General features: G+C 67.1%; 23 protein-coding genes. 7 read left to right on the top strand and 16 right to left on the bottom strand.

Annotated elements, in window-relative coordinates; genetic code table 11:
* Positions 1-102: 102 nt before the first annotated feature.
* Both NJ1_RS30905 and NJ1_RS30900 read right to left on the bottom strand, forming a co-directional pair.
* Positions 103-1,107, bottom strand: a complete 1,005-nt coding sequence (locus tag NJ1_RS30905; protein ID WP_067701360.1) for a PHP domain-containing protein — start codon at positions 1,105-1,107, stop codon at positions 103-105.
* Between the two features lie 48 nt (positions 1,108-1,155).
* On the bottom strand, positions 1,156-2,994 hold the full coding sequence (locus tag NJ1_RS30900; RefSeq protein ID WP_084479039.1) for an LVIVD repeat-containing protein: 1,839 nt from the start codon (positions 2,992-2,994) through the stop codon (positions 1,156-1,158).
* A gap of 173 nt (positions 2,995-3,167) precedes the next feature.
* Here NJ1_RS30900 and NJ1_RS30895 point away from each other — a divergent pair, with 173 nt between their 5' ends.
* The 4 genes from NJ1_RS30895 (at position 3,168) to NJ1_RS30880 (ending at position 7,369) form a co-directional block, all read left to right on the top strand.
* Positions 3,168-4,448, top strand: coding sequence for a hypothetical protein (locus NJ1_RS30895; protein ID WP_174557142.1), 1,281 nt, complete (start codon positions 3,168-3,170; stop codon positions 4,446-4,448).
* Between the two features lie 12 nt (positions 4,449-4,460).
* Complete coding sequence (locus tag NJ1_RS30890) at positions 4,461-5,351, top strand: DUF1295 domain-containing protein (protein ID WP_067701352.1); 891 nt, start codon at positions 4,461-4,463, stop codon at positions 5,349-5,351.
* Positions 5,348-6,496, top strand: a complete 1,149-nt coding sequence (locus NJ1_RS30885) for an FAD-dependent oxidoreductase (protein ID WP_067701349.1) — start codon at positions 5,348-5,350, stop codon at positions 6,494-6,496. The genes NJ1_RS30890 and NJ1_RS30885 overlap by 4 nt, the downstream gene beginning before the upstream one ends.
* A 93-nt stretch (positions 6,497-6,589) precedes the next feature.
* Entirely contained in the window at positions 6,590-7,369 is a 780-nt protein-coding gene (locus tag NJ1_RS30880) for an SGNH/GDSL hydrolase family protein (protein WP_067701346.1), read from the top strand.
* Here NJ1_RS30880 and NJ1_RS30875 read toward each other — a convergent pair.
* The 7 genes from NJ1_RS30875 to NJ1_RS30845 all read right to left on the bottom strand — a co-directional run bounded on the left by NJ1_RS30875 (position 7,366) and on the right by NJ1_RS30845 (position 14,680).
* Positions 7,366-8,529, bottom strand: a complete 1,164-nt coding sequence (locus NJ1_RS30875; RefSeq protein ID WP_067701344.1) for a 3-ketosteroid-9-alpha-monooxygenase, oxygenase component — start codon at positions 8,527-8,529, stop codon at positions 7,366-7,368. The genes NJ1_RS30880 and NJ1_RS30875 overlap by 4 nt on opposite strands.
* A 541-nt stretch (positions 8,530-9,070) precedes the next feature.
* A complete protein-coding gene (locus NJ1_RS30870) occupies positions 9,071-9,508 on the bottom strand; it encodes a nitroreductase family deazaflavin-dependent oxidoreductase (RefSeq protein WP_157574369.1) in 438 nt (145 codons plus the stop codon).
* 139 nt (positions 9,509-9,647) lie between these two features.
* Positions 9,648-10,484, bottom strand: a complete 837-nt coding sequence (locus tag NJ1_RS30865; RefSeq protein WP_067701341.1) for an SAM-dependent methyltransferase — start codon at positions 10,482-10,484, stop codon at positions 9,648-9,650.
* 395 nt (positions 10,485-10,879) lie between these two features.
* The gene (locus tag NJ1_RS30860) at positions 10,880-11,965 is read right to left on the bottom strand and encodes a TIGR03857 family LLM class F420-dependent oxidoreductase (RefSeq protein ID WP_067701402.1); all 1,086 of its coding nucleotides are present in this window, start codon (positions 11,963-11,965) and stop codon (positions 10,880-10,882) included.
* Between the two features lie 46 nt (positions 11,966-12,011).
* On the bottom strand, positions 12,012-13,139 hold the full coding sequence (locus NJ1_RS30855) for a phosphotransferase family protein (RefSeq protein ID WP_067701338.1): 1,128 nt from the start codon (positions 13,137-13,139) through the stop codon (positions 12,012-12,014).
* A gap of 86 nt (positions 13,140-13,225) precedes the next feature.
* The gene (locus NJ1_RS30850) at positions 13,226-13,861 is read right to left on the bottom strand and encodes a TetR/AcrR family transcriptional regulator (protein WP_067701335.1); all 636 of its coding nucleotides are present in this window, start codon (positions 13,859-13,861) and stop codon (positions 13,226-13,228) included.
* A gap of 144 nt (positions 13,862-14,005) precedes the next feature.
* Positions 14,006-14,680 carry a helix-turn-helix domain-containing protein gene (locus tag NJ1_RS30845; RefSeq protein ID WP_169813226.1) on the bottom strand — a complete coding sequence of 225 codons (675 nt, stop codon included), beginning with the start codon at positions 14,678-14,680 and terminating at the stop codon, positions 14,006-14,008.
* A 40-nt stretch (positions 14,681-14,720) separates the two neighbouring features.
* On the opposite strand from NJ1_RS30845, the gene NJ1_RS30840 reads away from it, so the two are divergent.
* Positions 14,721-15,539, top strand: coding sequence for an MBL fold metallo-hydrolase (locus tag NJ1_RS30840; RefSeq protein ID WP_067701332.1), 819 nt, complete (start codon positions 14,721-14,723; stop codon positions 15,537-15,539).
* Positions 15,540-15,626: 87 nt separating this feature from the next.
* Here the strand turns inward: NJ1_RS30840 and NJ1_RS30835 are convergent, their stop codons facing one another.
* A complete protein-coding gene (locus NJ1_RS30835) occupies positions 15,627-17,792 on the bottom strand; it encodes a catalase (RefSeq protein WP_067701329.1) in 2,166 nt (721 codons plus the stop codon).
* 206 nt (positions 17,793-17,998) lie between these two features.
* On the opposite strand from NJ1_RS30835, the gene NJ1_RS30830 reads away from it, so the two are divergent.
* Together NJ1_RS30830 and NJ1_RS30825 are read left to right on the top strand one after the other, a co-directional pair.
* Entirely contained in the window at positions 17,999-18,337 is a 339-nt protein-coding gene (locus tag NJ1_RS30830; protein WP_067701327.1) for a hypothetical protein, read from the top strand.
* An 82-nt stretch (positions 18,338-18,419) separates the two neighbouring features.
* Positions 18,420-19,655: a thiolase family protein gene (locus NJ1_RS30825; RefSeq protein WP_067701324.1), complete on the top strand. Its 1,236-nt coding sequence runs from the start codon at positions 18,420-18,422 to the stop codon at positions 19,653-19,655.
* Between the two features lie 151 nt (positions 19,656-19,806).
* On the opposite strand, the gene NJ1_RS39450 is transcribed toward NJ1_RS30825, so the two are convergent.
* The 6 genes from NJ1_RS39450 to NJ1_RS30805 all read right to left on the bottom strand — a co-directional run bounded on the left by NJ1_RS39450 (position 19,807) and on the right by NJ1_RS30805 (position 22,030).
* Positions 19,807-19,950, bottom strand: a complete 144-nt coding sequence (locus NJ1_RS39450) for a hypothetical protein (protein ID WP_157574367.1) — start codon at positions 19,948-19,950, stop codon at positions 19,807-19,809.
* Between the two features lie 27 nt (positions 19,951-19,977).
* Positions 19,978-20,229, bottom strand: coding sequence for a DUF4235 domain-containing protein (locus NJ1_RS30820; RefSeq protein WP_067701396.1), 252 nt, complete (start codon positions 20,227-20,229; stop codon positions 19,978-19,980).
* Between the two features lie 5 nt (positions 20,230-20,234).
* Positions 20,235-20,681, bottom strand: coding sequence for a hypothetical protein (locus NJ1_RS30815; RefSeq protein ID WP_067701321.1), 447 nt, complete (start codon positions 20,679-20,681; stop codon positions 20,235-20,237).
* 185 nt (positions 20,682-20,866) lie between these two features.
* Positions 20,867-21,013 carry a hypothetical protein gene (locus NJ1_RS39445; RefSeq protein ID WP_157574365.1) on the bottom strand — a complete coding sequence of 49 codons (147 nt, stop codon included), beginning with the start codon at positions 21,011-21,013 and terminating at the stop codon, positions 20,867-20,869.
* Positions 21,014-21,231: 218 nt separating this feature from the next.
* Complete coding sequence (locus NJ1_RS30810; RefSeq protein ID WP_067701318.1) at positions 21,232-21,636, bottom strand: ATP-binding protein; 405 nt, start codon at positions 21,634-21,636, stop codon at positions 21,232-21,234.
* 43 nt (positions 21,637-21,679) lie between these two features.
* Positions 21,680-22,030, bottom strand: coding sequence for an STAS domain-containing protein (locus tag NJ1_RS30805; protein WP_218025291.1), 351 nt, complete (start codon positions 22,028-22,030; stop codon positions 21,680-21,682).
* Positions 22,031-22,138: the final 108 nt, after the last annotated feature.

The raw sequence follows: 22,138 nt of genomic DNA, 5'->3' as shown, positions 1-22,138 counted from the left end.
GAGGTGGTCGTCGATCGCGTCAGTGGCCGTCGGTCCATCGGCAGGTGGCCTCGGTGCGGCGGTTGAGGATCGAACAGTGCTGGGTGATCGTGGAGGGTGCCGCTAGGCCGCAGCCCACGCGAGCAGTTTGTCCACGGACCAGGTGTTGACGATGCGGTCGACGGGTACGTCGTTGTCCAGGGCGCGCTGTGCGCCGTAGCCGAGGAAGTCGAGTTGGCCGGGGGCGTGCGCGTCGGTGTCGATGGAGAACACGCAGCCGATCTCGAGCGCGGACTTCAGGAGCCGGGTGGGTGGATCACGACGCTCCGGGCGGGAATTGATCTCGACCGCGACGCCGTGGTCACGACAGGCGGTGAACACGGCCTCGGCATCGAACGCCGACTCCGCGCGCAGGCCCCGATTGCCTTCGACGAGCCGGCCGGTGCAGTGCCCGAGGATGTTCGCCTGACCGCCCGATACCGCGCGCACCATCCGCCGGGTCATCGCGGTGGAGTCCATCTTGAGCTTGGAGTGCACGCTGGCCACCACGATGTCGAGGCGTTCGAGCAGTTCGGGCTCCTGATCGAGCGAGCCGTCGTCCAGAATGTCGACCTCGATACCGGTGAGAATGCGCATCGGCGCGAATCGCGCACGGAGGTCGTCGATGACGTCGAGCTGCTCGCGCAACCGCTGCGCGGACAGCCCGTTGGCGACGGTCAACCGCGGTGAGTGGTCGGTGAGCGCGCAGTACTCGTGCCCCAATTGCTGTGCGGCAGCCATCATTTCCGCGATCGGGGCCGAGCCGTCCGACCAATTCGAATGCAGGTGCAGATCGCCCTTCAACGCCGCCCGTACCGCGCCGCCGCCCAGGTCCTGCGCGGCGGCGCGCAACGCGGTGAGCGTATCGGGCTCGTTCCCCGCCCAGGCCTGTTCGATCACCGTGGCGGTCTTGGGCCCGATACCCGGCAGCGACTGCCACCCCCTGGTCCGGCCGAGGTGCTCGCGCTGGGCCTCGTCGAGCCGCTCGACGATATCGGCGGCCGTGCGATAGGCCATCACCCGGCGCGAATCCTCGCGGGCGCGGTCCTTGTAGAACGCGATCTGGCGCAGAGCGGCGACAGGATCCATCCCTCCAGTGTGAACGTTCGGCCCGGCGCGCGGCGGCCGGGCCGTCGCTCATCGGGCGCTGGTGCGGAACGGCACGGTGGGAGCGCCGAGGTTCGGCGTGCCCAGCAGCGAGGGCGACGACAGCGCGTAGATGCCGTCATTGGTCATCAACCAGGCGATCTTGCGGTCGTGCTCGACGTACACGCCGTGGGTCGGATTGCTGCGCGCCCAGTCCGCGGTCTCGGGTCCGAAGGTCGGAGGCGCGAAATAGCCGGCGACCTTCGGATTCTTCGGATCCGAGACGTCGAAGAACTGTGCTCCCGCGTTGTAGAAGTCGTAGATCAGCAGGCCTTTCTCCGGATCGCCGGGCGAGGTGTAATAGCCGCTGCGCTTCGGGCCGAAACTGCCGCCACGCTGGCAGTAGTCCGTCACCGCGACGCCCGCGGGAGGGGTCGGGCGGGGGAGTCTGCCCACGATTCTCGGATGCGCGGGATCGGTGGCATCGATCTGGAAGATGTCCTTGTACGGCTCGAAGCAGTCCTCGGCGAGCGGGTAGCCGCTCAGATAGACCATGCCGGTCGACTCGAACTGGGAGACGTCGACATTGTCGGCCTCGGTGCCCGAGACGGACATCGGGATATCCAGGTGAGAGACCTCGCGCAGGTGCGACGGATCGGACAGGTCGATGATCGACATACCGAAGCCGCCCATGGCGGCGAAGCCGTACCTGCCGCCCTCCTCGATCGGGGTGGGGAGATAGAGCGGATTGCGCGACCCCATCCACGAGGTCCGATTACCGCAGCGCGGATTGGACCGGTACGCCTCGTCCTCGCCGCGCACCGTGCCCTCGTGATGCCAGGTGTCCAGCAGCGCCGGGGCGGCGGGATCGGCCATGTCCCAGACCTGAAAACCGTTGGCGTACAGGTATGTCGGATACTCCTGCATCGACCAGTCGTCGCTGGGCGCGGTCGAGAGGAACATGTAGCGGCCGCCGCTCCACTGCGGCACATCCAGCGAGCCCGACCCCTGCTGTGCTCGGGTGAGGTCCGGCGCGAGCGGATCGCGTTGCGTCTCATCGGTGCTCACCGTCGCCAGCAGCTGCCAATCGCGCTTCCTGGGACCGTTCAACTTGTAGACCTTGAAGCCCTTGAGCTGGGTGTCGGCGCGCGCGGCGGCCACGCCCTCTGTGGCGGCGTACTTGCTCTCGGCCGGTGTGTCGCCCATCCAGAACGGCACCTGACGGCGCATCTCGAAGCTCTGCACCATGATGTAGCCGTTGTACTTCTCGCTCCACTGGATGGTGGAGGCTCCCCAGAAGTCGTGGGCGGCCCAATCCTGACCGGCCACGGACTCGTCGTTGCCCTCCGCACCGGCGACGTCCTCGCGGCTCAGTGATTCGACCACCTGCACGTTCTTCACGTCGGTGATGTCGTAGACCCGGGCTTCGCTGCGGTCGTACTGGAACATGTAGCGCCGGCCGTCGAAATCCACGATGTTCTGCCAGGAATGGAACGGGTCCGGGGTGAACCGGGCGCCGGGATAGTGCGCCTCCACGCTCACGTTGTCGCTCTTGTAGGTGTTCGGGTCGTATCCGCCGGTTTCCGGGAACAGCTCTTCGCCTCCGCGCGGGAAGGGATGCTGCTCTTCCTCGTTCACGTAGGTGAGCGACGGGTGCAGGAACGAGCCGTCGTTCTGCATTCCGTAACTGCCCGGATCCACCGTCGCAGGTCGACTGTCCTGGCAGAGGAGGGGCACATCGCGGTCCTGCGGGCCGCTCGCGCGCGCGTTGTCGCCGCGGCGATCGTCGATGGCCCGCGTCACTATCGCTCCACCGGTTCCGGCGCTGAGCGCGATGCCGATGACCATCAGCACGACGAGCGATCTGCGCCGTCGTTTCGGCACGTTCATCCGATGACTCCCTCTCGTGGACAACGCTGACCAGTCTCGTCAGCCGACGACCCGCGAAACTCATCCCGGAGGCCGCATTCGAACCCTCGGACACCGGCCTCGGGGGCCTTGCGGAACCGCGAGCGATGTGCAGGGTGCGGGAGCACGGGGGCGCCCCGCCTACAGTCGGGAAGGTGATCTCTCTTCGGACCGCGTTGCGCGCGACGTATGTCACCGTCGCGGCCGTGCTCACGGTGCTGATCCTGATTCCGCAGATCCGCCTGTACCACGACGAACAGCCGGCCTCCGAGGTCGTGGCCCAGTTGCGTTTTCTGCGTGGGGAATTGGATTCGGGCGCCGCGGAGCGGATGCAGGAGCAGTTCCCGGAGGGCTACTTCTTCTCCTATGTCCTGTACGGATTGGCGTGGACGGACCTCGCGCGCGCCGATCCGGGGCGTCGGGAGGAAGCGTTGCGGGAATCGCGGTGGGCACTGACGCGGACGGAATCAGCGTCGGGCAGAGCGGTTTTCGATGCGCGACTCACGCCCGCGTACGGAGTGTTCTACGTCGGATGGTCCAGCCGGCTGCGCGGTGCGGTGGTCGAGCTGGCCGGGGCCGGTGCACCCGAGACGGCGCGATTCACGGCGGATTGTGAGGCGCTGGCGGCGGCGTTCACCGCGAACGGTCCTTTCCTGCAGGCGTATCCGCGCCAGGCGTGGCCGGTCGACAATGTGGTGGCCGTGGCGGCGCTGCGAATGCACGACCGGGTCGTGGGCCCGCGATTCGGCGCGGTGATCGAGCAGTGGCTCAGCGCGGCTCGGGCACAGCTGGATCCGTCGACCGGCCTGCTGCCGCACCAGGTGCTGCCCGCGACGGACGGTGCGCGCGGATCGTCGCAGGCGGTGATCCAGCGTTTCCTGCCCGAGATCGATTCCCGATGGGCGGGTGAGCAATACGCGGCGTTCCGGCGGGCGTTCGTCGACGCCCCGTTCGGCCTGACCGGGGTCCGGGAGTATCCGCGCGGCACGCACGGCACGGGCGACGTCGATTCGGGCCCGCTGATTTCCGGTATCAGTCTGTCCGCCACGGCCGTCGCTCTCGGAGCGGCGCGTGCGAACGGGGATCGCGAACTCGGCGGATCGCTGACCGCGCTCGGTGAAACATTCGGTGCCCCGGTCACTTTCGGTGGCTCCAAACGCTACGCCCTCGGTGTGCTCCCGATCGGCGATGCCTTCCTCGCCTGGTCGTTCGCCACCCCCGCCGGCCCCGCCGCGACATCGCTCCCGACGGTGACGCCGTGGTGGTGGCGACTGCCCTGGCACCTTCTCGCCGTGGTGATCCTGACGCTGCTGTGGCTGCCGATGATCCGCGACCTCCGGCGGCGGTGGGCGGGACCCGTGCCCCGGCCGCGCCGCGGCCGGTGCGGTGACAGCGGCAACCGGGTTCGTCCGCTCCCGAAATGGAACATGTTCTAGTACGGTCATCGCATGAGCAAGACCGAGTCGATCGTGCGTGTCGGGGTCGCCTACCTCCTGGCCTTCGGAGCGGGCGGTGCGTGGCTGGCCTGGGGACCGGAAACCTTCTCACTGCTTCTGGACGGATTGATCGCGGATCTGATCGCCACGCTCGTGGTGTTCGCCGCCAGCCGCCTGCACAAGAACTCGAGTTTCTACGACGCCTACTGGAGCGTGCTGCCGCCATTGCTGATGATCGCCTGGTGGGTCGAGATCGGCACTCCGGCGAACAGCGCCCGGGCCTGGCTGGTGCTGGGTGTCGTCGTGTTCTGGTCGATCCGGTTGACGGGGAACTGGCTCTACGCGTTTCCCGGTCTGCACCATGAGGATTGGCGCTATCCGATGCTGCGCGCCAAGGCGGGCAAAGCCGAAGCGCTGGCCGATCTGATGGGGATCCACGTGTTCCCGACCCTGCAGGTGTTCGCGGGGATGCTGCCGGTGTACGCCGTGCTGACCACCACCGACCGGGGAATCGGATGGCTGGACGCGCTCGCGTTGCTGATCGGAATCGGCGCGGTGACGCTCTCGTTCGTCGCCGATCTGCAGATGTATCGCTTCGCCGCGCGCCGCCGCCCGGGTCAGGCGATGGACCGGGGGCTCTGGAGCTGGTCGCGGCATCCGAACTACTTCGGCGAGTTCGGCTTCTGGTTCGCGCTGGGCCTGTTCGGCCTGGCCGCCGCGCCGCAGCACTGGTGGTGGGTGTTCCTCGGCGCGATCGGCATGGTCGCGATGTTCCAGGGCGCGAGCATTCCGATGATGGAGCAGCGCAGCCTCGAACGGCGGCCGGACTACCAGGAGATCATCGACCGCGTGCCGCGCTTCGTCCCGCGCCCGCCGCGCCGCGCGAAGGTGGGCGCGGCGTGAACCGGCCACGGATTCTCATCGCCGGTCTCGGCGACACCGGACTGCTCACGGCCATCCATCTCGCCAAATACGCCGACGTGGTGGGTATTTCGAGCAAACCCGGACTGGTCAGCGGCCAGGAGCTCGGCATGCGGCTGTCCCGTCCGCACGAGTGGGCGCGCGACTACTGGGTGTCCTTCGACCGCTATCGCCGCCTCGATCGGGTGCGAACGGTGCACGGCACGCTGACCGGAGTGGACCTCGAGACCCGTCGGGTTCATCTCACCGGGCCCGACGGAATCGCCGCCACCGAGTCGTACGACGTTCTGGTGATCGCGACCGGTGTGACGAACGGGTTCTGGCGCCGCCCGGATCTGCAGAGCGCCGATCAGGTCGCGGCCGCGATCGCCGCGGATCACCGCCGTCTCGCGGCCGCCGAGTCGGTCATCGTGCTCGGCGGTGGCGCGGCCGCGGTGAGCAGTGCCCTGAATGTGGCCACCACCTGGCCGGGCACCCGGGTGGACCTGTACTTCCCCGGTGAGCGCGCACTCCCGCAGCATCACGGCAAGGTCTGGTCGGCGCTGAGCGCACGGCTGCGGAACCTCGGGGTCGGCCTGCATCCGGGGCATCGCGCGGTGGTGCCCGAGGGTTTCGGCTGCGACGAGATCACCGCCGGACCGGTCGAATGGAGTACCGGGCAGGACGCGAGCAGTGCCGATGCCGTGCTGTGGACGATCGGCCGCACCACCCCGAACACGACGTGGCTGCCGGACAGCCTGCTGGACGATCGCGGATTCGTCGTGGTCGACGAGTATCTGCGCGTCCCGTCCGCGCCCGGGGTCTACGCGATCGGCGATGTCGCCGCGACCGACCCGCTGCGCACCTCGGCCCGCAGTCGCGCGGATGGGCTGCTGGCACACAACATTCGGGCCGACCTGGACGGGAGACGCGCGAAACGGTTCACCGCCGCGGCGCGGCGGTGGGGTTCGGTGGTCGGGACGCAGCGCGACATCCTGGAGATATTCGGTCCGGGTGGCCGGGCGTTCCGGATTCCGGCGTGGTCGCGGTTGCAGCCGTTCATCGTGTGGCGGGGTATCTACGGCGGGGTGCGAAAGCCTGCGGGTCAGGTACTCGAGTCGTCGGCGATTCCGGTCGATCGGCCGTAGTCGCCCGGGTGTTCGGCGGGTCGCGGTCGGGCTGCGCGCCGCGCTCGCGCCCCGCGGCCGGTGCGCGGGCGGCAGGGATACGATTGCTTAGTCATGGAAACGAATCCCACCTACACCAGCTTCGTCGCGGTCGGCGACTCGTTCACCGAGGGCATGTCCGACGCGCTGCCCGACGGTTCCTATCGCGGCTGGGCCGACCTGCTCGCCGCGCGCATGGCCGCCCGCACACCCGGATTCCGATACGCCAACCTCGCGGTCCGAGGCAAACTCATCGGGCAGATCGCCGAGGAGCAGGCCCCGCTCGCCGCCGCGATGCGGGCCGATGTGGTGACCCTCGTCGGCGGTTTGAACGACACCCTGCGGCCCAAGGTCGACATGGGCCGGGTCCGCGCGAAGCTCACCGAGGCCGTCGAGATGCTCGCACCCTCCTGCAAACAACTGGTGCTGATGCGCAGTCCGGGCCGCAACGGCCCGGTTTTCGAACGGTTCCGCCCGCGGGTGGAGGAACTGTTCACCATCGTCGAGGAACTCGCGGCCGAGCACGACGCGGTGGTCGTGGACCTCTACGGCGCGGCGGTCCTGGGTGATCAGCGGATGTGGGACGTGGACCGGCTGCACCTGACCGCCGAGGGACATCGGCGGGTGGCCGAAGCGGTGTGGCAGGGCCTGGGCATGGATGCCGAGGACGATTGGCTGGCCCCGCTGGCCGCCACCGTGCCGCCGAGTTGGGGCACCCGGCGGATCGGTGATCTGCGGTTCGCGCGTGAGCACCTGGGTCCGTGGATCGGGCGTCGGATCACCGGTCGATCCTCCGGAGACGGCCGCCCGGCCAAACGACCCGACCTGCTTCCGTACGACGACGGGCCGTCCTAGGTTTTCTCGAGCGCGCGCTGGGCGAGGTTGTCGGCGACCTCGGCTTCCCACGCCTCGTTTGCCTTGGTGGTGTCGACCTCGAACTCCAAGCGGCTCACCGACTTCGGATCGATATCGGCGACGTCGACATAGAACTGCTCGTACCACCGGCGCAGGTGATAGACCGGGCCGTCGTCCTCGCACAGCAGCGGATTGTCGATCTTGGACTTGTGCTTCCAGATCTCCACGTCCTGCAGGAAGCCGACGCTGATGCCCTGCTCCATCTGGTTCACCATCATGTCCGCGGCCTCGTCCGGCAGGCCGGCGGGCTTGTGCAGGGTCATACCCCACTGCAGGACGAAGGAATTCTGACTGACCGGGTAGTGGCAGTTGATCAGCACACTCTCGATCTCGAAGCCGCCGAAGTTGTTTCGCAGCGGATTGATCATGTACGACGGGCCGAAATAGGACGCCTCGGAGGTGAGCAGGGTGTCGCCGTACTCGGCCGCGAACCCGATGTCGGTGCGCGGCTTGGTCTTCAGGTACTGCGTGGCGACATGGCCTTCGAACACGTTCTTGAAGTGCACCGGGAAGGCGTAGTGGATGTAGAAGAAGTGCGCCATGTCCACGACGTTGTCGATGATCTCGCGGCAGTGCGCGCCCTCGATGAGCAGCGAGTTCCAGGTCCACTGCGTCCACTCGGGATTGTGGCTGCCGTCCTGCTCGAACGGGCCCTCGATCCACGGGATGGTGACCTCGGGCGGGGGCTGATTGCCCTCGTGGTCGTGCCACACGAACAGCTGCCCGTTGCGCTCGAGCGTGGTCCAGGCGCGAGTGCGGGCCAGCGGCGGAACGCGCCGCGCGTACGGGATATCGGCGCACTTGCCCGAACCGCTCCAGCGCCAGTCATGGAACGGGCACGCGATATTGCCGTCCTTGATCGTGCCCCGGGATAGATCCGCGCCCAGGTGACGGCAGTAACCGTCGAGCACCTTGAGGTCACCGTCATTGTCGGCCCACACCACCAGCTTGGTGCCGAACGCCTCGATCGAGTGCGGTTCGCCGTCCCGGAACGAGGCGGCCAAACCCACGCAGTGCCAGCCCCGCGCGTACCGGGAAGGCGCGGCGCCCACATCGATCTCGCGGACCCTATGGGTTTGCACAGGGGGAGTAGCGGCCATGGTGTGAAGTCCTCCCTTACTGCGGCAACTCGGAACCGGACCAGCTTCCTAGCTGCCCGGAGGTCCCGCAAATCGGTGAAATGGCCTCGCGCGCACCTGCCGACGGCATTCGGCCCAACCGCGAATCCGGTGTAGAACCCTCCCCGGCGGCGCTCACTCACCCGCCACGAGCGTCCCCATCAGGCCATTGGCGAGCACCCGCCCCACACCGACCCCGAACCGTCCACGCCACCACAGATATTCGCCGATCGACCCGGCAGAGTGCGAAATCACACCGACCACCACACCCCCTGTGGCCGCACACGCCGGCCTCCGCCGCGAGAATCACACCGGTCAGCACTGATCGCGCAACCCGCCGCCCACCCCCGTGGCAGTGACATGGCGGATACTGTCAATGGCCGCGAACACGAGTGTCGGGCAACACATTAGGCGAGGATGAACGTGTGGCCGACGATTGCGATCGATGACCCTGCCGTACCGTCACGGCGAGGGCGGCGGCCGATGAGCGATCGCCCTCGGGCGGCCGCGGTGAGACCTCGGATCAGATGGGGGCCAGGATTCCGTACAGGGCGCTGTCGGCGTGGGTTCCGGCTTCGCGGATCTGGATGGGGAGGTCCGGTGAGTTCGAGGGCAGGACTCGGGGGTCGGTGAGGCGGTAGCGGCGGCCGCGGTGGGTCAGCTCGGCGCCGTCGGCGGCTTGGATGTTGCGGACCCAATCGGAGCCGGCGCCGTAGTTCAGCAGGACCGAGAGGGCGTCGTTCTCGACGAAGACCATGACCGGGGTTCGAAAGGTCTTGCCGGACTTGCGGCCGACGTGTTCGATCAGCGCGTAGTGTGCAAGCCGGGGCGCCCAGAGTCGCTGAACCGGGTTGGTGACGTACCTGTTGAATTTCGCCAGGGTGCGCATTCTGCGCGGCCCCATCATGGACGACAGGCGTACCGCTACGGCCGCGACCGTGCCCGAGAATCCGTTCGCCATCGTTTTCCTCCCCAGAACGACCCTGCCCCAACGACTTTGCCCCCGGTGCGAAGACCTGTCAACCGGTCGGTCGGTCAGCTTTTCGGGCCGTCCGACCGGCGCAGGTTCGGCCGGCCCATCCATGCGACCGGCTCGTCCGTTACGGCTTGCGGCCGACGCCACCGACGATGCAGTGCCGCACGGCGCTGAGCATGCTCATGCGCGGGCCGTCCTGCCACCAGTCGTCGCACAGCACCAGTCCGGGTTCGATCATTTCCAGATCACCGAACATGGCCTGGATTTCCTCGCGGGTGCGGAAACGGCCGCTGCCCATCGGGCTGTGGATGAACTTGTCCTCCATCTTCTCCGCCAATTCGCTGAGCTCGGGCTCCTGCGGATCCTTCGGGTCGAAGAAGTGCGAGATCGCCACGAACGATCCGGAGGGCAGCGCGTCGATATAGGTCTGCATGATCTCGGCCGAGTCGTCGCCGAGGTAATGGTGCAGCGTCCCCACCTGTAACAGTGCCACCGGGCGGGAGAAATCCAGATGCTCGAGAACCGATGCGCTCTTGAGTACTTCCAGCGGTTGGAAGATGTCGCAGGTGGAGATCGTGGCCTTGCTGTTCTCGGCCAGCAGGGCCCGGCCGTGCGCCAGGACCATCGGATCGTTGTCCACGTACGCCACCCGCGCGTCGGGATTGACGCGCTGGACCACCTGGTGGGTGTTCTCGGCCGTCGGCAGCCCCGACCCGAGGTCGAGGAACTGGTCGATACCCGCGTTGCGAACCAGGAAGCGGCACACTCGGATCAGGAAGTCACGGTTGGCCCAGGCCAGGTCGGTCGCCTGCGGGGCGACGGCCTGCACTCGGGCGAGCACCTCGCGGTCGACCGCGAAGTTGTCCTTGCCGTGCAGGAAGGCGTCGTACACCCGGGCGATGCTGGCGCGGGTGGTGTCCACCCCGACCGGCACCGAGCTCGGGTAGTCGGACTCGGGCATCGCAGACTCCTCGGTGTGGTGTGGTCGAATCGCCACAATTATGCGGCATGGAGACCGCAAATATCGCGCGAATACGTTGATCAGCAACAGCTTTGGATACCCGATAAGGACACCGGTATCATGTTTCGCCTGGCCGAAGCCGGATCTCGGGCGCCCGATCGCTCTGCGGCGGTGATGAATCCGCAGTGCGCCGGGATGGCCGTCACCTGATCGGCACGCACCCGGCAGTCGGCCGATGGCAGGGCTGGGGGTGGGTACCGTCTTGGCGGCGGCCACCGTCCCCGCCGAGATCCCGCGCCGGAAATGGCCGGTTCGCTCCCGATGTCCTGATTCACGAATCCGGCCGCCGAGCCGACGCGATGGAGGTCGGCCCGGCGGATGCGAGACCCGTTCTCTCAGGCGAACTTTCCCGGATTCGCCGCGACGGCGCGGCGCAGGGTGGGTCGGTTCGCGCGGTAGTCCTCGACGATCGACTCCAGTTCGTGCGGGCTCGCGCCGTGCATGATCACCGAGTGGCAGCCGAGGTCCAGCTCGCGGGAGATCTTCCGCACGCACTGCTGTGCGGTGCCGTACGCGGCCGAATCGAGCCATTCGTCCGGAATGAGGGCGTCGAACTGCTCGAGCACCTCGACGGACGCGGAGGCGTCGATAGGCCCGGCGGCCGCGGCGTCCTGGAACAGCTGAGTGGCGCGGATTCGGTCCCACACCTGTGGATCCCAGCCGTTGGCGCTGATCAGGATGTCGGCGTACGCCTGCAGGTACGTCACCAGGCGACCGGTGCGCCGGCGCAGCTGATCGGCCTCGGAGAGCGCGTCACTCGCGGTCGCCAGGCACGACCAGATGCGGACACTGTCGGGATCCTTGCCCGCTCGTTCGGCGCCGCGGCGCACCGCCGCAACGGAATTGGCGGTGGCCTCGTCGGAGAAGAAGGTGTGCAGCACGACGAAGTCGCCGATCTCACCCGCGAGTTCGAGAGTCTTCGGGCCTACCGCGACGAACCCGATCGGGGGTGCGTCGTCGAGCCCGTTCTGGTGATACAGGACCGGCCATGTGCCCGCGGGCCCATCATGATTCAGGATCGTCTCGCCGTTCCACAGGCGGCGCAGGATGCCGACGAAATCCCGCAGCTGGGCCTCGGTGACGGCGGGCAGGCCGATCGCCTTCCAGTTCGCCGCCATCCCGCGACCGAACGCCATGGCGTAGCGGCCCTCCGTCATCGCCTGCATGGTCGAGCCGATCGTCGCGGTCACCATCGGATGCCGGGTGTGGTGATTCGTTGCGGCGGCGGCGATTCCGAGGTCGGTCGTGCATCCGGCGAGGCCGCCGGACAGCACGGCGGAGTCCTTGACCGTCATGCGCTCGCCGATCATGCACGAGCCGAGTCCGAGTCGCTCCGCGTCGCGGGCCTCGGGCAGCAGGACACGGGCGTCCGCTGGGTGCCGGGTGATGCAGTAGTAGGCCAGTTCGTTCAGTTGGTCGATCACGAGAGTTGTTCTTTCCCAGAGGTTGTGGAGTCGAGGCCGGGTGTCAGGCGCCGAGTTCGGTGAGCAGTTCTTCCACGAGTGCGCGGTGATGGAGCAGCACTTCGATGTCGTCGGGGCGTTCCATCTCGCCGAAGTGGATCTGCCGACCTCCCGCGCGCAGGAAGACGACGCTGTAGTTCAGGGCGGCGAACATCGTGTACCAGGTCAGGTCGGCGAGTTCGACGCCCGAGTGCGCGGCGTAGCTCGCCCGCACGTCCTGCTCGCGCATGAAGTCCGGCATGCCAGGCAGACCGAAGTTCTGGGCGATCGCGTGAAAAACGCGGTGCCCGAACACCATCCAGGCCACGTCGAGCTCGCGGGGGCCGATGGTCGCCATTTCCCAGTCGAGCACGGCGACCGGCGCGAAGTCCCGGTACATGCAGTTGCCGAGGCGCGCGTCACCCCAGGACAGCACGGTCTCGTGGGACTGCGGCACGTTGTCCCCGAGCCATCTCAGGATTCGCTCCGCCAACGGTGACGGACCGATATCGCGCGCCGCGAACTCGTACCACGCCCTGGCTCGGTTCAGGTTTCGTTCGAGCACACTCGCACCGGCCTGTGCGGCGTCAAGGAACGCGAAAGTGGTTGCGGCGTTCGGGATCGCATGCAGCGCCGCCATGGTCTCGATCGTGCTTTCCTGCACGCGGCGCTGTTGCTCGGGCGTGGCGTCGAAGAGCCAGTTGTCGCCGAACGTGTAGGGCATGACATCGGGCGGCACCTGGCCCTGGACGCGGTCCATCAGCAGGAAAGGCGTGCCCAGTACCTCACCGGTCGGCTCGAGAAACCGAACCCGCGGCACCGGCACGCCGCCGGCGTCGGCCACGATGCGCATGACCTCGAATTGGTCGGGCAGGCTGTAGGTCTCGTAGACGGGGAAGTCGCCCGGAGCCGGTACCACCCGGGCGATCAGTTCGGCGACCTGCGATTCCCCGGCTTCACGCCAGCTCAGAGTGAGCGTGAGGGTCTCCGCCGACATGCCGTTGCTGTCGATGCCGGATCCGAGTGCGAGAGTCGGGTCGGCCTTCTCGGGCAGTTGTGTCGCCAGCCATTCGGTGAGGCGGGGGATCAGGGCGGCCGGGTCGCGGCTGCTGCGCTGCAGGCGCATGCCCTGATCCTCGGAAGACGGAGACATGGATCACTCCTGACTGATTGCGAAAGGTGGAGGTAACAGTGGGCCTCCCCATCGCAATTGTCAACGAGGGTTCTCAAAGAATGGAGTTACCGCAGGTAGGAGGCCACGGCATCGACCAGGCAGTGGCGCGCGTCGGTCAGTTCGGCGGGGGAGGAGAGTCGGCGCTCGTTATTGATGCCGCGCACGGCCATCGGAATCATGGCCCTGACCCGATGCACCTTGCCCGAATCGAGGGTCAGGTCCGCCAGAAAGTACTCGAACGCCCTGAGCCAGGCGTCCTCGTACCCGGCCATCGCCGCCGTGGTCAGCGGAAAGACCTCGAGCCGCTCGTCCCGGCCGGTGGGCAGCCCGGCCCGCAGCGTCTCGACCGCCCGCCCTTCGGGCGTGTCCAGGATGGTCCACATCGCATCGACCATCTCCCGCACCCGATCCCGGATCGATCCGCTCACCTGCGGCCAGATCTCGGGACTGTTCGCCCCACTGCGATCGGTCAATTCCACGAGCACCGCGGCCCACAACCCGTCGATATCGCCGAATTGATGCTTCAGCGTGCCCCAGCTGACCCCCGCCTCACGGGCGATCCGATTGGCCGACAACGGCTCTCCGGACCCCTCGGCGAGACACACGATCGCGATATCGAGCAGCCGCTGCCGCGTCTCACGCCCCTTGCGGTTGAGTCGAGTTCCCGCCGCGGACTGCATTGTCGAACTCGTCTCGCTCATCGCTGCTTCCGCTCCACCCGTCCCTGATTTCCCGGAGTCTCCGATCGCTCCGACGATAGCGGCAGGATGAACGGAGCCCGGTCGTGAGGTCGGAAGGCGACGGGGTTCCCGAGGCCGTGCCGGTCGGAGATCCCGTGCGGTGGTTCAGCTTCTGCGCGAAATGACCATGATGTATTCGCAGGGAGAATTCGTTCGGTTGGCGAAGCCGTGCTCCGCGTCGGCCTGGAAGAACACGGAGTCGCCCGCGTTCAGGGTCTCGCTGATTCCACCGATCGCGACGGTGAGAGTGCCCTCGATGACCACGAGCTGCTTTTCCGTACCCGGCGGATAGGCGGGCAGCAGACCGGTCGAGACGTGCGCGGGGAGGTAGTGCACGACCATCTCGCCGCCTCCCGCGCCAGGGGCTGCGGACACCATGTGCCGTTCGAAGCCGGTTTCCGGATCACGGAAGACCGGGCGTTCGTTCTTGCGCATGACAACCGCCACTTCGGTTCTGGCGGCCGCCGGCCCGCCGATCAGGTCCGAGAGCGATGCGTCGAGCGCGTGGGCGATCTTGGACGCGACGCCGATTGTCGGGCTCTTCTCGCCGCGTTCGACCTTGGACAGCATCGCGCGGCTGACCGACGACTGTGTGGAGAGTTGCTCGAGCGTCAGGCCCGCTTCCTCGCGGCGGCGCCGTACGTTACCGCCGAACGCGCCGGCCAAATCGCCGTGCTCTGCTGTCGCGCTGTCGTCTTGCTCGACCACCGTGCTCCTCGATCGAAGGGCATCTCGCCGCCCACACTGTACATTTCTTCTAAAGAAGATACTGTCTTCCATCAGAGACGCGCGTCAGGCGCTCGACACCGATGGAGGATCCATGCGCTCGATCTCGAGTGGCCGGCACCATGCCACGTTCGAATTCGGCGATCTGCGGGTGATCTCGTTGCGAGACGGGTACATCGACATGCCACCCACCCGGCTCCGCACCGAGGACGGGTGCGTTCTCGGTGAGCTGCCGCCTTCGGTTCCGCTGGTCGGGGACAATTTGCGACTCTCGGTCAACGCCTTCTTCGTCACCGACGGCACGCGGTCGGTCCTCATCGACACCGGTGCATCCGACAACTGGCACGACCCGACCATGGGGCTGATCTACGACGCGCTCGACGAGGCGGGAATCGACCGCGCGCGCATCACCGATGTGGCCATCACACACAACCACGAAGACCACGTGAGCGGACTGATCGCCCCGGGCGGTTCGCAGGCGTTCCCCGGGCTCGAGCGCGTGTGGATCGGCGCGGGTGACACCTCGGTGTTCACCGGGCGGCTCGCGCCGATCCTCGACCGGGTCGTACCCGTGTCGGAGCTGGTCTCCATCAACGAGTGGGCCACCGCGATTCCGACACCGGGCCACACACCCGGGCACACCGTTTACGAGATTCGCAGCGGCGCCGGGCATCTCATCGTGTGGGGCGACACAGTTCACGTTCCCACACTTCAATTCGAGCGACCGGGCGTGTCCTGGGAGTTCGACGGCGATCAGAGTCAGGCGCGCACCGCGCGAGCGGCCCTGCTCGAACGACTGACCCGACCACATCACTTCGTGGCCGGCGCCCACCTCGACTCCCCGGGCATCGCCCGTGTCAGCGCCTCGGGCGCGGGCTACGCGCTGGAATACCTCGCACCGCCGATCGGCTGACCGAGCTGTCGCTCAGGGGCCGGAGATGGGTGCGCCCGGTCATACACTGCGGCCCCATTCGGACTCGTACGCGGATGGCTGTGCGTCTCAACGCGTTTGCTCGGCCACCCTGGCCCACACTCGATGCTCAGGCAGCAGTGTCGCGACAGCGTCGAACGCGGCCTTGATATTCGTGCCGGGCTCGACTCCGGCGGACTTGTCGTCGATTCCCGCGGCGATGATCGCCTCGTGGCCCTGCGGGGTGTACCCGATGGCCTTGAGATGGCGGTGCGCCTCCTGTAGCAGCACGTTCAGTCGCGGGTCGGGTGCGATGCCGGTGATGAGGAGGGCGTCGAACTCGATGGAGCGGGCGGTGTCGAGGGTGCGCGAGATCGGCACCTGTTTCGCCCCCGAACCGAAAGTGCCGCCGTGCGGTCCGATGACCAGCGGTGTCATGGAGCTTTTCGCGATGGCCGCCACGGTCGCGGACAGATCAGCGAGATCGGTGTCCTCGGTGGCGAACAGGCCGATGATGCGTCCGTCCGTGGGCCAGGTCTCGCCCAATTGCGAAAGTGTTGCAGACACGGTCGGTTCGGGCGCCTTGGGCGCTTTGCCTTCGACGGGCAGTCCGAGCCCAGCGGCGACCGTGCGAGCCAGATTCTCATCGATCTGCCGCAAGATCGGGATGGCGCGCTGTTTGATCGCCGTCTCGTAGCATTTGCCCAGTTCGAAGGTGTAGGCAGCGGCGACATGAGCTTGCTCGATATCGCTGAGGCTGGCGTAGAAGAGCCGGGCGGAGCTGAAGTGATCGTCGAAAGTCGCTGCGGCGGAACGCTCCTTGTTCCCGTGCACGAGTTCGGGGAATTCGATCTGCACACCCTCGCGCGCACCGGCGATGAACGGGCAGCCACCGTCGAGGCTGTTGGGTCGATACGGTGCGACGCCGGAATGCACTGCGCTCTGGTGCATTCCATCGCGGAGCATGTCGTTGACCGGAGCATGCGGCCTGTTGATCGGGAGCTGGGCGAAGTTGGGTCCGCCGAGCCGGGTGATCTGGGTGTCGATGTAGGAGAACAACCGGCCCTGCAGCAGCGGATCGTTGGTGACGTCGATCCCGCGCACCAGATGCCCCGGATGGAAGGCGACCTGCTCGGTTTCGCTGAAGTAATTGGTGGGGTTGGCGGTCAGCGTCATGGTGCCGATGATCTGTACGGGCGCAAGCTCTTCGGGCACGAACTTGGTCGGATCGAGCAGATCGATGCCGTCGAACATCTGCTCCTCGGTATCGGGGAACACCTGAATGCCCAGATCCCACTGCGGGAACGCGCCGGATTCGATGGCATCGGCGAGATCGCGGCGATGCATGTCCGGATCGACCCCGGCGGCGATCTGCGCTTCCTCCCAGATCAGCGAGTGCACACCGAGTTTCGGCTTCCAGTGAAACTTCACCAGCACCGATTCACCCTTGTGGTTGATCAACCGGAAGGTGTGTACCCCGAACCCCTCCATCATCCGATACGAGCGCGGAATGCCGCGGTCGGACATGTTCCACAGGGTGTGCGCGGTCGCCTCGGTGTGCAGGGTGACGAAATCCCAGAACGTGTCGTGCGCGCTCTGGGCCTGGGGAATCTCGCGGTCGGGATGGGGTTTCGCGGCATGCACGACATCGGGAAACTTGATCGCGTCCTGGATGAAGAACACCGGGATGTTGTTGCCGACCAGGTCCAGCACACCCTCCCGGGTGTAGAACTTGGTCGCGAAGCCGCGGGTGTCCCGGACTGTGTCGGCAGATCCGCGGGAGCCGAGGACGGTGGAGAACCGTACGAAAACCTCTGTCTCCCGGCCTTTTTCGAACAGCCCGGCACAGCAGACCTTCTTGGCCGCGCCATTGCCGATGAAGACGCCGTGTGCGGCGGCTCCGCGCGCGTGCACGACTCGCTCCGGAATGCGCTCATGGTCGAAGTGCGTGATCTTCTCGCGCAGATGATGATCCTGCAGCAGCAGCGGACCGCGGGGGCCGGCCTTGAGGGAGTGATCGGTGTCGCCGGGCCGCGCGCCCTGCGAAGTGGTCAGCAGCGCACCCTGCTGAGCGACCGCGGCCCGGGGCAGGTCGGTGGCGGCTCCGGTCGGGGTGATCGTGGCGGGCCCGCCCTGGTCCGGCTTGGGAGGCAGCGGCGGGCGCGCCTTCGTGGGTTCCTCGAGGCTGGGCGGCGCACTGGCGGGAGCGCCGGGCAGGACAGGTTGTGACTTGGGGCGGCGGGTGGATCCAGCCATCGGGCGTACCTCCTGTGGACGAGTGAACTCGGTGGATGCGCGAGCGGTTGCCCACGTCGTCAGGCGCCAAACAAACGCGCCCGGCAGCGGCGGGGTGGACGGCCTCGGGTCATGCACAACGGAACCGAGGACAGGGAGGCCCGCGGAGGTCGGGCGGTGCGTCTCTGGCACTTATCGATAGCCCTCGGCGGCGTGTCGGCTGGAATATGACGCACATCGTCGACGAGCATGCTGACATGACCGATTCCGATTACGAATCGAAGAGGTCCGATCTTTCCCCTACCCATGTTGTCAAGAGCAATGACCCCAGCCCCTCACAGCTGTCCGAGGCTGCTGCGTGGGAGGTCATCGGCCGACCGGTGGATCTGTACTCCGAACGTGAGCTGCAAGGTGTGCTGTTCGGCGAACTCGCGCTGCCGCCGACTCCTGACATGGCAACGGACACACCATCGTTGCGCACACTGGGTATCGAGCGCCCGCATCCGTTCCTGACCCATCTGCTCGCATATCGCGACGCGCGCGGGGCGGCCGGCGACCTGGGATAGTGGCCCAGCTGCCGATCACCGTGCTCATGATGGTTCCGGCGCCGGTGGCGGTGAGGCTCGGGACCCGATCGAAGGAGATGTGATGACCGACGCGTTCGTGCTCGGCGGTGTGCGGACACCGTTCGCTCGTTATGGTGGCTCGCTCTCGCACATTCGGGCTGACGATTTGCTGGGGATGACCATGAGGGGCGCGTGTGAGCGCGTCGGGGTGGGACTGGATCAGATCGAGGACATCGTCGCGGGGTGTGTGAACCCCGCACATGAGGGGATGGGCGATGTCGCGCGGTGGGCCGCCTTGGCGGCGGGATTCCCCGACACCGTGGCCGGGGTGACGATCAACCGGTTCTGCGGGTCGTCACTGAGCGCGACGATCAATGTCGCGCACGCGATCAAGGCCGGGGATCTCGGAGTCGGGATCGCCTGTGGCGTCGAGTCGATGTCGCGGTCGGGGTGGGCATATATGAAGGGCGACTCCGCGTTCGGGCCCCGTGGCCCGCAAATCCTGCTCGACACCATGTGGGCGGGCGCGGGCGGGCCGGCCAATCCCGCGCTGCTGGCGCGTAATGCCTACATCGGAATGATCGAGACGGCGCAGAATGTCGCGAACCGCTACGGGCTGACTCGTGAGGAGATCGACGCGTTCGCGCTCCGCACGCAGCGGAACGCGTTGGCGGCCAGGGATTCCGGGCGACTGGCGAAGGAGATCATGCCGGTCGAGATCGCCGGGACCAGGAAGACGCCCACTCGCCTGTTCGAGCACGATGAATTCATCAGGCAGGACACGACAGCCGAGCGGCTGGCCGCGCTGGCCCCGCAGCCGGGGACGACGCAGATGACCGCGGGGAACTCGACTCCGCTGACGGACGGTGCCAGTGCGCTGGTCCTGGCATCGGGTGAACGAGCGGCCGAACTCGGTGTCGAACCGCTGGCCCGAGTGGTGTCCTCCGCGGTGTACGGGATCGACCCGCTCTACATGGGTTTGGCGCCGGCGTGGGCGCTGCCGCTGGCTCTGCGACGAGCCGGACTCGCACCCGAGCAGATCGACGTGTGGGAAGTGCACGAGGCATTCAGTGCCCAGGCGCTCGGCGTGTTACGCGAATTGCCCACTCAGCTGGGCGGTTTCACCGTTCCCGACGAGAAGCTGACACCCAATGGCGGCGCGGTGGCGATCGGCCATCCGTTCGGTGCGACGGGCGCCCGCTATGTCTTGACGCTGGCTACCGAACTGCGAGAACGCAATGCGCGGTACGGCGCGATCGGGGTCTGCATCGGATCCGGCCAAGGCGTCGCCATCGTGCTGGAAAACCCCGCCGCCTGAGAAAAGCGGCACTCGCCGACTGCTCGCGCGATCCCACGCCCGCGAGCGAGCCGGAGGTCTTGTCGTAGGAGGCCGTGGTGCAGCCCGTCCGGGGTTACGGGCCGGACGGGCTGCACCACGGCCTCCTGTCGGAGCCGACTGGATGGTGAGGCTATTGCGGTTCGGCGGCTTCCTCGCCCTTGCGCTTCGCCTCGTCGAGTTCCTTGCGCAGGTGGGCGGCGGTCACTTGATCGCCTGCGTCTTCGGCGGTGGTGATGTCCTGGTGCAGTTGCGCGATGATGTCTCGAAAAGCCATGGTCCTCAACCTTTCTCAGGAATGGTCTTACTTGTCGGGCCAGGTTCCGGTCAGGCGCTGATATCCCGAGGCGCCGGCCCGGTCGATGGTCGCCTTCACCAATCCGAAGATCGCGCCCTGCAGCGCCGCGGCCACCAGAACCTCGCGCCAGCCGTATTCGCGGGCCGTGGCGCTGGGCGCCTGGTCCTCTCCGCTGACTCGACGCCAGATCTGGGTGAAGGCCGCGTTGGCGGCGATGCCGCCGAGCACCCCGATGAGCAGGCCGATGGGCTTGTACATCGTGCTCACGCGCGCCCCCGCCTGGTGGCCCACCAGGTCAAACCGAACCCGGAGGCGACGGCGGTCGCGACAGGTATCGGGTGTCGCCGCACGATGTCGGCCAGCTGGCGGCCGCGAGCGGCGACCGGTGCGGGTGTGGCTGTGGCGGCGGTGCCGACCGCTCGGACGACCTGTTCGCGCACCTGTCCCGCGATGTCCCGGGCATGCTCATCCGCGTTGGCGGCGCCTCGGTGTGCGGCGTCGGCGGTGGCCCGGACGGTGTCCTGCGCGCGGGCCTCGATATCCGCATCCTCGGTGCGGGCCTCGATATCCGCCTTGTCCGACGATTCGGCGATGGTCTGCGTGAGGTCCGATTCGGCAATGGTTAGCCCGAGTTCCTGCGGTGCCTCGTCGCGGTTGTGCCGCGATTCCTCGGCTGATTCGGGCCTGTGCGGTTCTGGAGTGTCGCTCATCGTCGACTCCCGTCCTTGATGGTTTCGACGTCCTCTCGGACATTCTCGATCGCCTCGTTCGGCGCCGGAGCCATGGCTCACTGCCGTTCGCCTCACGCTCGAGGGCGAGTTACCCGGCAACGCGCGCATAAAACGGCGCGGCGTGTTCTCCGGGTGACCGGTGCCCGTGCCCGGCCGAGGCGCGTTCACTTCGGAATGTCACCTTCGTTATCCATATTGGCCGCTTGATCTTCGGTGGTCGCGACGGGATCCGGCGCAGACTCGGTCCGCCCCTGATCATCGCGCTCGTCGTCGCGGTCCCCGAAAGGTTCGTCAGTGCGTGCAGCGGTCATTGTCTCGATCCGTTCCCTGGCGTCGGAGGAAGTCGTCACGGAGTCATCGGTGCGGGAATCCCCACACTCGAGCCGTACTCCGCGAGCTACCCCGAACGAGCAGCCGCAATCCGGGCGGTCGTCGTGATCAATGTCCTATGTCCGAGTTTTCATTCGCTCGTGCTGCGTCCCGGCAGTCCCGGCCACCGTCGGGGACCGGGCCCGGGCGCCGCGGTGGTTCAGGCCGAGAGCGGGGTGGCGAGCTCCACCACGGTGCCGGTGCCACTGGTGCGAATGTTCACCTCGGGGACGAGCGTGCGCATCAGGCGCAGGCCGCGGCCGCGATCGGTGTCGGGCAGGGAGCGGTGGACGCGCCAGGTGCCGCCGTCGACGATGGTGATGCGTACCTGCACATCGTCGGCCGTGGCGCGCACGCGCAGGTTGCGGCCGTCGCCGCGATGGCCGTGCTCCACGGAATTGGTGCAGGCCTCACCGACCGCGAGCAGGATGTCGTACGCGTGGTGCTCGTCGGTGACGATGTCGCGCAACCAGTTTCGCAGAGCGTGGCGCACTCGTTGCAGTTCCTCGTTGACGGCGCGGAATTCGAGGTCGAAGACGCGCTCGCCGTGACCGGAATCGTCCATGATGTCCCTTGGGTTCTGGGGAAACATTGTTCACTCGATCCGTTCAGCGCAGCCCGGTGGCGGCGTCGTCGACGGATTCGTACAGGGTGAAGATTTTTGTCAGACCGGTGGCTTCGAGTGGTCGGCGAACGGCGTAGGACGCCACCACCCGTGGGGGTGATCCGATGGTCTTCATCGCGCGGAGCAGGACGTTCACGCCCGTGGAATCGAAGAATTCGACACGGGACAGATCGATCACGAGGTCACCGCCCCATTGTGCGTGGGCGTGCTCGATCGCATCCTGCAGTTGTGGGGCGGTGTTGATGTCCACTTCACCGCTGGCGACTACCACGGCGGTGGAACCGATCGACACCACATCGACGTCGAAACCACGTTGCTGATCCGTCAAACGCACAAACAAGACCCTTCTCTGCGATTTCCGCGGGTGCGAAACCCGCTGGGCCGCACGGTCGTCGGCCGAGAGCGCGCGCTCTCACGCACGCCGAACGTCCTCGTCGGCGGG

This window comes from Nocardia jejuensis NBRC 103114 (genome assembly GCF_001613145.1).
Lineage (GTDB): Bacteria > Actinomycetota > Actinomycetes > Mycobacteriales > Mycobacteriaceae > Nocardia > Nocardia jejuensis.
Note: the sequence above shows the minus strand (reverse complement) of the source record. Positions and strands in the feature narration are given on the sequence as shown.